This window comes from Rhodanobacter sp. MP1X3 (assembly GCF_014207165.1).
Lineage (GTDB): Bacteria > Pseudomonadota > Gammaproteobacteria > Xanthomonadales > Rhodanobacteraceae > Rhodanobacter.
The window spans coordinates 1327562-1340049 of sequence record NZ_JACHCO010000001.1 but is presented as its reverse complement, the minus strand read 5'-3'; the positions used below and the strand labels follow the sequence as shown (position 1 = coordinate 1340049).

General features: G+C 60.4%; 8 protein-coding genes. 4 read left to right on the top strand and 4 right to left on the bottom strand.

The features are described 5' to 3' along the window. Window positions 1-22: 22 nt before the first annotated feature. Window positions 23-1219: a cation:proton antiporter gene (locus tag HDE79_RS05510; protein ID WP_184600865.1), complete on the bottom strand. Its 1197-nt coding sequence runs from the start codon at window positions 1217-1219 to the stop codon at window positions 23-25. A gap of 358 nt (window positions 1220-1577) precedes the next feature. Here HDE79_RS05510 and HDE79_RS05505 point away from each other — a divergent pair, with 358 nt between their 5' ends. Beyond that, the gene (locus HDE79_RS05505; protein WP_184600864.1) at window positions 1578-4880 is read left to right on the top strand and encodes a transglutaminase family protein; all 3303 of its coding nucleotides are present in this window, start codon (window positions 1578-1580) and stop codon (window positions 4878-4880) included. Between the two features lie 115 nt (window positions 4881-4995). Beyond that, window positions 4996-5745 carry a sulfite exporter TauE/SafE family protein gene (locus tag HDE79_RS05500; RefSeq protein WP_184600863.1) on the top strand — a complete coding sequence of 250 codons (750 nt, stop codon included), beginning with the start codon at window positions 4996-4998 and terminating at the stop codon, window positions 5743-5745. Between the two features lie 203 nt (window positions 5746-5948). Here HDE79_RS05500 and HDE79_RS05495 read toward each other — a convergent pair whose 3' ends face one another. The 3 genes from HDE79_RS05495 to HDE79_RS05480 form a co-directional block, all read right to left on the bottom strand. After that, window positions 5949-6680: a LytTR family DNA-binding domain-containing protein gene (locus tag HDE79_RS05495; protein WP_184600862.1), complete on the bottom strand. Its 732-nt coding sequence runs from the start codon at window positions 6678-6680 to the stop codon at window positions 5949-5951. Then, on the bottom strand, window positions 6680-7828 hold the full coding sequence (locus tag HDE79_RS05490; protein WP_255488249.1) for a histidine kinase: 1149 nt from the start codon (window positions 7826-7828) through the stop codon (window positions 6680-6682). Before HDE79_RS05490 ends, HDE79_RS05495 begins: the two co-directional genes overlap by 1 nt. A 390-nt stretch (window positions 7829-8218) precedes the next feature. Beyond that, a complete protein-coding gene (locus HDE79_RS05480; RefSeq protein ID WP_184600859.1) occupies window positions 8219-8617 on the bottom strand; it encodes a hypothetical protein in 399 nt (132 codons plus the stop codon). A gap of 314 nt (window positions 8618-8931) precedes the next feature. Between HDE79_RS05480 and HDE79_RS05475 the strand changes: the two genes are divergently transcribed. After that, complete coding sequence (locus HDE79_RS05475; RefSeq protein WP_221440009.1) at window positions 8932-11430, top strand: circularly permuted type 2 ATP-grasp protein; 2499 nt, start codon at window positions 8932-8934, stop codon at window positions 11428-11430. A 20-nt stretch (window positions 11431-11450) separates the two neighbouring features. Beyond that, window positions 11451-12404, top strand: coding sequence for a transglutaminase family protein (locus HDE79_RS05470; RefSeq protein ID WP_184600858.1), 954 nt, complete (start codon window positions 11451-11453; stop codon window positions 12402-12404). Window positions 12405-12488: the final 84 nt, after the last annotated feature.

Sequence of the window (12488 nt, the reverse complement as noted above, 5' to 3'; positions counted from 1 at the left end):
CAATTAAAGTTACAAAACGATGTTACCGACCTGGCAGCGATCGCTCGCGCGCCAGCCGCGGGCTCACCATCGGCACAGTCAACATGGTGCTGACCACAGCCATCAATAGCAGCGCGGTAAAGGTGGCGCTGGTGATCAGGTGGCGATCAAGCAGGATGTTGACGAAGATGATCATGATCAGCGCCTTGGTTTGCAGCAGCCAGCCGATGATCCACGCATCACCCTTCGGCCAACCCAGCCAACGGCCGGCCAAATGGATGCCAGTCAACTTGCCGGCGACGCCCGCAATCAGCAGGAGCGCGGCGGCGATGAACACGGCACCGCCGCCCACCGTCCAGTTGGTGCGCAGCCCGGTCGACAAAAAGAACACTGGCATCACCACCAGCAGCACGTGTCTGCGCAGCAGATCCATATGCTCCTGATTGAACCACTGCCGGTCGATCACCGCACCGGATAAAAATGCACCCACCATGAAATGCAGGCCGGCGCGATCTGCCGCAAAACCACAGGCGGCCAGCCAGATCAAACCGACGTACCAACGGTCCGATTCCGGCATCCATTGCATCAGCCTGCGGAATAACCAGGCGGCCGGCGCAAATAGCAGCAGAAACAACAGCTGCAGGCCGACCCGATGCCAGTCGAGCAGGATCAGCGCCAGCACGCCCCAGATCGCGAGGTCATCCAGGCTGGCGTAACGCAACACGCGCTGTCCCAACGGCGCGCGCATGATTTCCAGTTTTTCCATCAGCAGCAGCAGGATAGGCAGCGCCGTCACCGCACAGGCCATGCCGACACCCAGCAGAAACTGCCACGGCGCCGCGGCTTCGCCGATCCAGCCCTCGCGCCAAACCAGCAGCCCGGCAGCCGCCGCGCTACCAAAGATCAGCGGCACGCCCAGCGCTAGGCCGGCGGTAATACCGCACTCGCGTCGCTGTACCCATACCTGCTTCAAGTCCAGCTCGATGCCAGCTATCCACACAAACACCATCACCGCCCACCACGCGATGCCGTTGAGCGCCTGAATCACCGGCGGACTGAATACCGCCGCGTAGTAGGCGGGAAACGCCGCGCCGAGAATGCCCGGCCCCAGCAGGATGCCGGTGATGATCTGCACCACCACCAGCGGTGCGTAGTAATCCAAGCGGCCCAGCCGCCAGATCAGGTACGGCACGCCGAAGATGATCGTCATCGCGATCAGGAAAATATCGGTGCTGTTCATCACTCACCCCAGGATGCGCCAGCCGGCGCGCAAGCGTGTTGAGCGTAGCGGAAATACGTGCCGCGCATTCCCCGTTCGTCCGTGGTCCAACGCAATTACGGTTGCTGCTGACACGACCTCTTGGTACAACAACATTGCGCATCGACTTGTTGTGTCGGACTGGGCGGACGAATGCGCGGAACGCACCGCGATAGTCTGCTCACACGATGACCAGTAAGGTAACCAAACCGATGACCCGATGCCGGGCTGGCAATGACTCAGCCTTGGCAACGTCGGGTCGCGATCTACAGATTCGGCTGCATCAGAAAATCATTCCGCGCGGGCCTCCTTCAGTCCCCACCACGCCTATCGAGATCCCATGTCGATCCATGTCGCCCTGACCCACATCACGCATTACCGCTACGACCGTTCGGTGAAGCTCGGGCCGCAGGTAGTGCGGCTCCGCCCTGCCCCGCACAGCCGCACGCCGATCCTCAGCTATTCGCTGAAGGTCGATCCGGCCAAGCACTTCGTGAACTGGCAGCAGGATCCGCAAGGCAACTGGCTGGCGCGGCTGGTGTTCCCCGAGCCGACGCGCGAGTTGCGCATCGAGGTCGATCTGGTCGCCGAGCTGTCGGTGATCAACCCGTTCGACTTTTTTCTCGAGCCCTACGCCGAGACCATTCCGTTCCCGTACGACCCGGAACAGAACGAGGAGCTGGCGCCGTACCTCAAGACGCTGCCGATGACGCCGCTGTTCGAGCGCTATCTGGCCAAGGTGCCGCGCGAACCACTGCGCAGTGTGGATTTTCTGGTCGCGCTGAACCAGATGGTCCAGGGCGACGTCAGCTACCTGATCCGCATGGAACCCGGCGTGCAAACGCCAGAAGAAACCCTCACTAACGGCTCGGGTTCCTGCCGCGATTCGGCTTGGCTGCTGGTGCAATTGCTGCGCCATCTCGGGCTGGCCGCACGCTTCGTCTCCGGTTATCTGATCCAGCTGGTGCCCGACGTCAAATCGCTGGATGGCCCATCGGGCACCACGGTCGACTTCACCGACCTGCACGCCTGGTGCGAGGTCTACCTGCCTGGCGCAGGCTGGATCGGTCTGGACCCGACCTCGGGCCTGTTTGCCGGCGAAGGTCATATTCCGCTGGCAGCTACACCCGAACCCGCCTCGGCCGCACCGATCAGCGGCGGTGTTGACGAGAGCGAGGTCGAGTTCGAGCACATCATGCGGATCGAACGCGTATGGGAGGCGCCGCGCGTCACCAAGCCCTATACCGAAGAGCAGTGGCAGACGATCGAATCGCTCGGCCATCGCATCGACGACGATCTGGGAAAACTCGACGTGCGCCTGACCATGGGCGGCGAGCCGACCTTCGTGGCGATGGACGATCCCGATGGCGCCGAGTGGAACATCGCCGCGCTAGGCCCGACCAAGCGCAAGCTGGCCGGCGAGCTATTCCACAAGCTGCGCGACAAGTACGCGCCGCATGGCATGGTGCATTTCGGCCAGGGCAAGTGGTATCCGGGCGAGCAGTTGCCGCGCTGGTCGCTCAACTGTTTCTGGCGCCGCGACGGCGAGCCGCTGTGGAGCGATCCATCGCTGCATGCCGACGAGCGCAAGCCCGGCAAGGCCGATACGGCTCTGGCCGAGCGCTTTCTGCACGGTGTGGCCAAGGCGCTGGGCGTGCAGCCCGACCATGTGTTCCCCGCGTACGAGGACAGCTTCTATTACCTGTGGCGCGAACGTCAGCTGCCGATCAATGTCGACCCCATCGACTCCAAGCTCGACGATGCACTGGAGCGCAAGCGTCTGGCCAAGGTATTTGGGCAAGGGCTAAATAAGGTCGTCGGCCACGTGCTGCCCGTTTCGCGCAATAGCGACGGCCAGTGGAAAAGCAGTCCTTGGTATCTGCGCAGCGAACATTGCTATCTGGTGCCCGGCGATTCGCCGCTGGGCTATCGCCTGCCGCTGGATTCGCAGCCGTGGGTGAGGAAAATCGATTTCCCGTTTGTCATTCCGCCCGACCCTTCTCGCCCCGTGCTCAAACTGCCGAGTGCCAAAGCGCTGAAAAAGCAGCTGCTGCCGATCGAGAGCGGCGTCGCATTGAGTGGCCATGTCACCGCCACTGAAGACGCGCCACCAGCGGTCGGTGAATCGGCCGACAACATCGCCCGCCGCGCGCTGTGCGCCGAAGCGCGCGACGGCATCCTTTATCTGTTCATGCCGCCCACCGATGAGCTGGACGATTACGTGGCGATCGTCGCCGCGATCGAAGCCACTGCCGCTGCACTGAAAACGCCGGTGATACTGGAAGGCTATGAGCCACCGCGCGACCCGCGCATCAACCAGTTCCGCGTCACGCCGGACCCGGGCGTGATCGAAGTGAACATCCATCCGGCTACCGGCTGGGACGATCTGGTCGAGCGCACCACGCATTTGTACGACACTGCGCGCGAAACGCGGCTGATCACCGAGAAGTTCATGCTCGACGGTCGACACACCGGCACTGGCGGCGGCAACCACTTCACCCTGGGCGCCGCGCAGACGCTGGACTCGCCGTTCCTGCGCCGACCCGATTTGTTGCGCAGCCTGATCTCGTACTGGAACAACCACCCATCGCTGTCGTTCCTGTTTTCCGGCCTGTTCATCGGACCGACCAGCCAGGCACCGCGCATTGATGAAGCGCGCAACGATTCGATCTACGAACTGGAAATCGCCTTCCGGCAAATGCCCTCGCCCGGCGGTGATATCGAGCCGTGGGTCGTCGATCGCCTGCTGCGCAATCTGCTGATCGACGTCACCGGCAACACCCATCGCGCCGAGTTCTGCATCGACAAGCTGTATTCACCCGACAGCGCCACCGGCCGTCTCGGCCTGCTGGAAATGCGCGCCTTCGAAATGCCGCCGCACGCACACATGTCGCTCGCCCAGCAACTGTTGATCCGCGCACTGATCGCGCGCTTCTGGAAAGAACCCTACGCACCACCGCGACTGATGCGCTGGGGCACCGAGTTGCATGACCGCTTCATGCTGCCGCACTTCGTCAAGCAAGACCTGGCCGACGTGCTCGAGGAAACCCGTAACGCCGGCTATCCGATCGACTTGGCATGGTTCGCACCGCACTTCGAATTCCGCTTCCCCAAGGTCGGCGACTTCGCCAGCCTCGGCGTCGACGTGGAGCTGCGTCACGCGCTGGAGCCGTGGCACGTGCTTGGCGAAGAGGGCTCGGCCGGCGGCAACGTGCGCTACGTCGACGCCTCGGTCGAACGCATGCAGGTCAAAGTGCGTGGCATGGTCGGCGATCGCTACGTAATCACCTGCAACGGCCGCAGCCTGCCGCTATCGCCCACCGGCGACATCGGCGAATTCGTTGCCGGCGTGCGCTACAAGGCCTGGCAGCCGCCGACCAGTTTGCATCCCACCATCCCGGCCGACGCACCGCTGGTATTCGACCTGGTCGACACCTGGATGGACCGCAGCATGGGCGGCTGCCAGTACCACGTCTCGCACCCCGGCGGCCGCAGCTACGACGATTTCCCGGTCAACGCCTATGCCGCCGAAAGCCGCCGCCTCACCCGCTTCTTCCGCATCGGTCATACGCCGGGTCGCATTGGTGCGCAGCCAGCCGATCGCAATCCGAATTTCCCGTTTACGCTGGATCTGCGGCGGTAGGACTATTCCAGCAAAGGACTTTGTGTCGAGCCAGCCGTATCGTTTGACGAAATAATCGGAGCGCCTGGGCCTTGACGATCGAACAGCGAATACCGCCTCGCTTATGCTTTAGGCCATGACCGCGACCACCCTCGGACTGCTTTTCATCGCCGGCCTCTGGGCCGGCGCGCAGAACGCGTTAGCCGGCGGCGGATCGTTCATCACCATTCCCGCCTTGATGCTTGCAGGCCTCGATGCACGGTCCGCCAACATCACCTCGTCAGTGGCGCTCTATCCGGGTCAGGTTGCCACAGGTTATGCCGGCCGGCGATTGATCGCCGATGCGGAAACGCTGTCATTCAAGATGATGTGCGTGCTTGGTGCCAGTGGAGGACTGCTCGGCGCCCTGCTTCTGCTGTGGACGCCAAGCAACACGTTCAAATCCATGCTGCCTTGGCTCATCCTGTTCGCTACCAGCCTGTTTGCCTGGTCGGCCTTTGGCCGCGGCAGCACGAAGGAGAAAAGGAAGCCGGCACCGACCGCGGTAGCGGTCGTCCTCCAGAGCGCCATATCGATTTACGGCGGTTACTTCGGCGGCGGCCTGGGTTTCATGACGGTGGCCTCGCTCGGGCTGATGGGTCTTTCAGCGCGGCCAGCTTCGGCGACAAAAAATGCGCTCGCTGCCGTGATTAACACCACCTCGCTGCTGGTCTTTCTTTTCTCTCCATCGCTGGTATGGATGCCTGCCTTGCTTCTGGCCGCAGGCGCCATCCTCGGTGGACTCCTTGGCGCATGGCTACTGCGACGCGTGCCAGAGAAGCTGCTGCGTATCCTTATCGTGATAATCGGCATCGTCCTGACCATAGGCTTGTTCGTGACGCGATGACTAAGTCTCGACGGGAGTCGGCATCTATCTCAATACAAGATCGAAACAAACCAACTCAGCGCAGATCCGCTCGCTACTCTCGCGCCACGCCCCGGTCGCCGACGCATCAAAGTCCGTAGCGTTGCACCATCGACATATCAAATGCAGCTGCCTTAAACATTTAGAACCAGCATCGTCAAAACGCTCCACATCGACAAAAATTTTTACTCATGCGCCCCTTGAGCCAAAGCTAACCTCAGTGCACTAACGTAACTCCGACTTGCCCGCAGAATCTTGCCGTCTAGCAGTCGTACGATACAGTCACTGTTGGACAGAGCCTCCAATTCGGCGACCCTGTCGATACGCACGATCGTTGATCGATGGATACGAATGAATTTTCGCGGGTCCAGAGACCGTCCAATCTCATGCATAGTTTCGCGAAGAAGATGGGTTTTCTGTCCGACGTGAAGACCAACGTAGTCTCCACTGGCTTCTATCCATTCAATCGTATCAACACCAACGACGATATCTCGGCGGCCAACGCGTGCAATAAATCGCTTGGCGTGATCCACATCAATTGTTTGCGCGTTGCTGCGCAGATTAAATACAGAGCGTGCACGGGCTAGCGCATCGTCGAAACGTGAATCGTCGATGGGTTTGAGTAGATAATCGAGTACGTTTACCTCGAACGCACGCACAGCGTAGTGGTCGTATGCAGTCAGCAAGATCGTTGGCGGACGTCTTGTAACAGGAAGACGATGCAACACTTCCAGGCCACTGAGTCCCGGCATCTCTACATCCATGAATGCGACATCCACATCTCTTTCAAGCAATATGGTGAGCGCCTCTTCACCATCGCGACATTCGTCGATGCAAACTACGTCCGCATGGCGAGCCAGCCTCGTTCGAATACCTCTCCGAGCTAACGGTTCGTCGTCGACGATGAGTACATGCATCAGGCCGCTATCCGGGCAGGTTCCATATGACGGAATGGCAAGATCATTTCGATAGTGCAGCCACCAGCTTCATTTAACCGCAAATCGATGGAATGACCTTCCGGATACAGCTTCTTCAGGCGCTCACGCGTATTACGCAATCCAACTCCCGATGTACGGCTCTCTATTATGTTCTCGGGTGGATTGCCATCGTTGTACAACGTTAGACGCAACCGATCACCATCGCGCGTTATATGGAGGTCAAGGCGTCCGGGCACGCGCCTTAGAGCAATTCCGTGACGGATCGCATTTTCCACCAAGGGTTGCAACAACAAACTGGGAACAAGAGCGCCAAGAGCATCTGGCCCGACTCGAACATCTACCAAAAGTCGCTTTCCAAATCGAACCTTTTCGATCTCGAGATATAGCTCGGTCGTTGCCAGCTCCTCAGCGAGTGTCACTTCATGCGTATTACTGCTATCCAGTGTAGCCCGGAGAAGCTCACCAAGGCTGGCGATCATCCGGACCGCCTCGTCTGAACGGCGCTCAAGAACCAACGAAGAGATTGCGTTTAGCGTGTTGTAAAGAAAGTGAGGGTGAAGCTGATATCGCAAGGCCCTCAGTTCTGCATCGCGCGCCAATCCTTCAGCATCGCGAAGCCGATCCTGCGCCGTTTGCAGTTCAAAGTAATAGGCGACCACTGCGTGGATTGCACAAAAAGCAATCATCGCCAGCCAGCAACCATCCAGACCCCGCAAGTTGCGACTCCAGGAAAATAGCTGGGACTGGCCCCAGTGCAATGCCAATGCTTGCGCGCCGACGTTATTGATTACGGAAAAAAGGTAAGTCGTCAGAAGCAGCACCAGAGTCATCGCCAAGGGCGATATTCGCCGCCATAGCGCGCGCTGAAACGCAGTCAGTGGAAAGCTCCACGCGACATAGGCCGCAGCAAAAAAGACGCGGTAGCCTGCTGCGTGTGCAAACGCTAGTTCAGGCAGCCCCATGATCCCCATGCAAAGAATGATCGGCATGCCGGCAAGCACGGGAAGCAAGAAGGGCACCTTATGTCGGCTAGCCATACCCAAAACGTTGCTTGATTTTATGAAATTGGTATTTCCCATTACTGCTTCAATTAGGTGGGGGGAACCAGACACGACGTATTCTGCCATCCTGTACTTCGTAAACCGCGATCAGATCAGGCAAAGCTGTGCCTGTTCCTGGTCCTACTGGATGTTCTTGATCCACAATCAGGTTTCCTGTTGCTATTCGTCTGACGATTCGCACGCCAACGCCGGGTTGGTACGTTGGCAGGTACGCAAACGTCCGCCTAAGCGCAGTGAGCCCCTCAATAGGCGGACGCCGACCGCTTAGGTCAATCATCGAGACATCGTCCGCATAGCAGCTGGAAAACGCTTTGAGATCGTGCGCGTTGAATGCCGCAAACTGTTCGTCCACTACCCGTGTCGGCGACGTCGAACCGTTGAAAGCCTGGCACGATGCATCGACACGCCCCGTTAAGCTGCCGAACAAAACGATTATCCATGTGATCCCGAAAATCCTCATAACGTTGGCACCTCATCGAGCGTCACGGAATACAACATGGAACTGATTTTCCAGCCTGCTTCCGTACGGACCAGTTGCCAAGTTTCATCGCCATGATTGGTAGGGATCCCGTCGACGAGAAACACGTAATTGAAGTAGACCATGGCCACCGTGTCATTCGCATCGATCCGCACGTTTGAGAATTTCTCCTCAATGCGCTTATCGGTCTTGCCAACAAAATTGCAGAACGTTTTGAAGTTATCGAACTGAATACGGGGAAGCTCTGGACGCCGGACCTTCACTTCTCTGTAGCTAAGCTCATCCATCAGTGAGAGCCAAGCTCCACGTTCCGGCAAGAACATTGCAGCCAGGCCGGTTCCGTCGTGCGCGACGATGGCTGTTTGGAAAGCGTCCACGACTTTCTGGACGTCTGACCTGGGAGCAGTGGCATGGCTCGGTGCAACGAGCACTGCCGTAAGGCAAAAAAAGGCGGATCTATAATTTTTCACGTTCGTCTCGGCCACAAGGAAGGTTTCGTGATTGGAGCGCCTTCGATGGGTCGAGTACCAGCTCGATGCGATCTACCGTGCCTGTCGTGCGACAAATGGTGGAAAGCTGGCGAGAGCCAGGAGCAGAACCCCGATAGATAGCGTTAATTAACCTCGCAGACCGCATCACCTGCTGTCACTTTCCCCAAGTTTCTTTAGACTGCAGGCCATACGTTTCCTTCATGGCATTGATGAACACCGACGCCTACCAGCCGCATCGCGATCGCTATGACGAGATGCTTGACGCCAATGGCGTGTCGCGACCGCACTGGCGACCGCTGTTGACGCATCTGCGCGAGACCACCGCGGCCCAGATGCGCCAGCGGCAGGAGTTTGTGCGTAGCCAGGTGCTGGAGAACGGCGTTACGTACAACATGTATGCATCGACCCAGGGCGCCGCGCGGCCGTGGGATCTCGACCCGCTGCCATTGCTGCTACCGGCCAGCGAATGGTCCGGCCTCGCTACTGCCGTTGCCCAACGTGCACGACTACTGGATGCCGTGCTGGCCGATCTGTATGGCCCACAGGCGCTGCTGGCCGAAGGGCTGATACCACCAGCAACGGTTTACGGGCACCCCGATTTCCTGTGGCCGTGCCGTGGACTGAAGCCACCGGGCGGCCGCTTTCTGCATCTTTACGCGGTGGATCTGGCACGCTCCGCCGATGGCCAGTGGTGGGTGATCGGCGATCGCGCACAGGCGCCTTCGGGGGCGGGTTACGCACTGGAAAACCGGCTGATCGTCTCACACGCATTTCCCGAGCTGTTTCGCGATCTGAAGGTGCAGCATCTCGCCGAATTTTTCCGCGCGCTACGGCAAAACCTCAACCAGTATGCACCGCATGACGAGGGCGAGACGCCGCTGACCGTGTTGCTGACACCCGGTCCGTTCAACGAAACCTATTTCGAGCACGCCTACCTCGCGCGCTACCTCGGCTTTCCGCTGGTCGAAGGTCAGGATCTCACCGTGCGTGGCGAGACGGTATATCTGAAAACACTGACCGGCCTGCAGCGCGTGCACGCGATTCTGCGCCGACTTGACGACGACTACTGCGATCCACTGGAGTTGCGTGGCGACTCCGCGCTGGGCGTACCCGGTCTGCTGCAGGTCGCGCGTGCCGCTCGCGTGCTGATCGCCAACACGCCAGGCAGCGGGCTGGTGGAATCGGGCGCGATCGCCGCATTTTTGCCCCGTGTCTGCGAGCGCCTGCTGGGCGAGCCGTTGGCGATGCCGGCAGTGGCCAGCTGGTGGTGCGGCGAGCCGTCGGCACTGGATTATGTGATCGAGCATCTGGACGAGCTGGTGATCAAACCGGCCTACCCTTCGACCACGCATCGGCCGATGCTGGGGCGCGATATGCGCGGCAAGGCACGCGCGGCGCTGATCCTGCGCCTGCGCAAGCAGCCGCGCGCATGGGTGGCACAGGAAATCGTGCGGCTATCGCAGGTGCCAGTGATTTCGCACGAACATCATCTGGCCGCGCGGCCGGTCGGCCTGCGCATGTATGCCACGGCGAACACCGAGGGGGGCTACACAGTGATGCCCGGTGGTCTGGCGCGCGTGGCCGGCACGCCGGTGGCGCAGATGATCAGCATGCAGCGCGGCGGCGGCAGCAAGGACACATGGGTACTATCCGAAGTCGCGGTCAGTCACTTCAGCCTGCTGGCCAACACGATTACCGCGCGCAATTTGGTGCGTAGTCCGTCCAATCTTTCATCGCGCGTAGTGGAAAACCTGTTCTGGTTTGGTCGCTACACCAGTCGCTGCGACGACAGCGCGCGACTGCTGCGCATCACGCTCACGCGATTCACGGATACGGGTGCACCGGCCGCGCGCGCATCAGCGCTGCTGCTGTGCAAGGAACTGGGCCTTTTCTCGGCGCCGGAAAAAGACGAGCCAGAGCCGACACCCGAAGATGCCATCTGGACTGCTATCTGCGATGAGAAGCGCGTCGAAAGCCTGACCGCCAACCTACGTCACCTGGCCTGGACCGGCACGCAGATTCGCGAGCATCTGTCGCTGGACAACTGGCTGGTGCTCAATCATCTGCCACATCCACCGACGATCGAAACACGCAAGAAATCCGGCCTCGGCGCAACGCTGGACTATCTCGACAGCAGCCTGATTCTCGGTGTGGGCCTGTCGGGCTTCGCGATGGATGGCATGACGCGTGACAACGGCTGGCGCTTCCTGATGATCGGCCGTCATCTGGAGCGGCTGGCCTTCATGGCATCGGCTACAGCGTGTTTTCTGCATCATGGGCTGGATCAGGGCTGGCATAGCCTGGACTGGCTGCTGGAAGTGGCCGACAGCAGCATCACCTATCGCAGCCGCTACCGCGCGCAGGCCGAGCTGCTGCCGATGCTCGACCTGGTGGTGTTCGATGACACCAACCCCCACGGCGTGGTGTTTCAGCTGCGCCAGCTGCTGATCCACCTCGGTGAGTTGTCTGCTGATCTCGGCGGTAACCATCACGCACTCGCCGACGAGCTGCAGGCCGTGCTGCAGCAATACACGGACTTCGATCTGGCTACGCTGGAGCGGCCTGAGGCAAACGTCTATCTCGCGCTGGCCGAACTGCTCGAGCGAACGGTGCACGCAGCGCGCGAATTGTCCGATGTACTGGCCGCGCGCCACTTCACCCACGTCGGCGAACTCAGCCGGCAGACGCTGGCTGCCTGAGAGGCTGCTATCGTTCACACATGGCACGTTACAGGGTTACTCACGACACGCATTATCAGTACGACGCGCCGGTGGCGCTGTCGCGCCAGCTGCTGCACCTGACGCCGCGCGAACTGCCACGGCAGCAGTGCCTGGAGCATCGCCGGCAGGTCATTCCGGAACCGAGCTTTCAACTCGAACATCAGGATGCCTTCGGCAATATCGCCGCGATGATGGCATTCGAGGCGCCGCACGACGAGCTGTGGGTACGTACGGAAAGTATCGTCGAGGTGTTTTCGCCAGAGCCATCCACGTTCGCCGAGACGCCCGCCTGGGAAGGCGTGCGCAATCGCCTGCACTACCATGCCGGCGTAGCGCCTTCACCAATCACCCTCGCCGCCTTGCAGTATCGCTTTGGCTCGCCGTATGGGCGGATCAAGCGCCGCTTCGCGATCTATGCGGCAGACTGTTTCCCACCTGGCCGGTCACTATTGGATGGCGTGATCGCGCTGAATGGAAAGATCCACCGGGATTTCAAGTTCGACCCCGAAGCCACCACCGTCGCTACGCCGGTTTCCGACGTGCTCACCCGACGCCGTGGCGTGTGCCAGGACTTCGCCCATGTGATGGTGTCGTGCCTGCGCTCGATCGGTCTGGCGGCTCGATACGTCAGCGGCTATATCCTCACCACGCCGCCGCCAGGGCAACAGCGACTGATCGGCGCCGATGCCTCGCACGCCTGGGTATCCGTATGGTGCCCCGGCGAAGACGAAAACCGCTGGCTCGACGCCGATCCCACCAACAACCTGCTGCCCGGGAGCCAACACGTCACGCTCGCCTGGGGCCGCGACTTCGGCGACGTCTCACCGCTGCGCGGGGTGATCCTCGGCGGCGGCGAACAGGAGTTGAAAGTCAGCGTCACCATGCTGCCTTTGGACGAACTGCCGCTGGATGGTGCAACGAATGACGCGTTGGCGCAGTGGCAGACGCAGTGATCCGTTTCCAAACCTCACAAGCCTATCGACCGCAGCCTCGATTCGGGCGGATTTGACGAGGCCATCAGTCCGTTCGCCCTGGAA

Excerpts from the sequence above, each read along its gene's own strand:
- HDE79_RS05510 (WP_184600865.1), bottom strand. The coding sequence starts at position 1,219 with ATGAACAGCACCGATATTTTCCTGATCGCGATGACGATCATCTTCGGC.
- HDE79_RS05505 (WP_184600864.1), top strand. The coding sequence starts at position 1,578 with ATGTCGATCCATGTCGCCCTGACCCACATCACGCATTACCGCTACGAC.
- HDE79_RS05500 (WP_184600863.1), top strand. The coding sequence starts at position 4,996 with ATGACCGCGACCACCCTCGGACTGCTTTTCATCGCCGGCCTCTGGGCC.
- HDE79_RS05495 (WP_184600862.1), bottom strand. The coding sequence starts at position 6,680 with ATGCATGTACTCATCGTCGACGACGAACCGTTAGCTCGGAGAGGTATT.
- HDE79_RS05490 (WP_255488249.1), bottom strand. The coding sequence starts at position 7,828 with ATGGCAGAATACGTCGTGTCTGGTTCCCCCCACCTAATTGAAGCAGTA.
- HDE79_RS05475 (WP_221440009.1), top strand. The coding sequence starts at position 8,932 with ATGGCATTGATGAACACCGACGCCTACCAGCCGCATCGCGATCGCTAT.
- HDE79_RS05470 (WP_184600858.1), top strand. The coding sequence starts at position 11,451 with ATGGCACGTTACAGGGTTACTCACGACACGCATTATCAGTACGACGCG.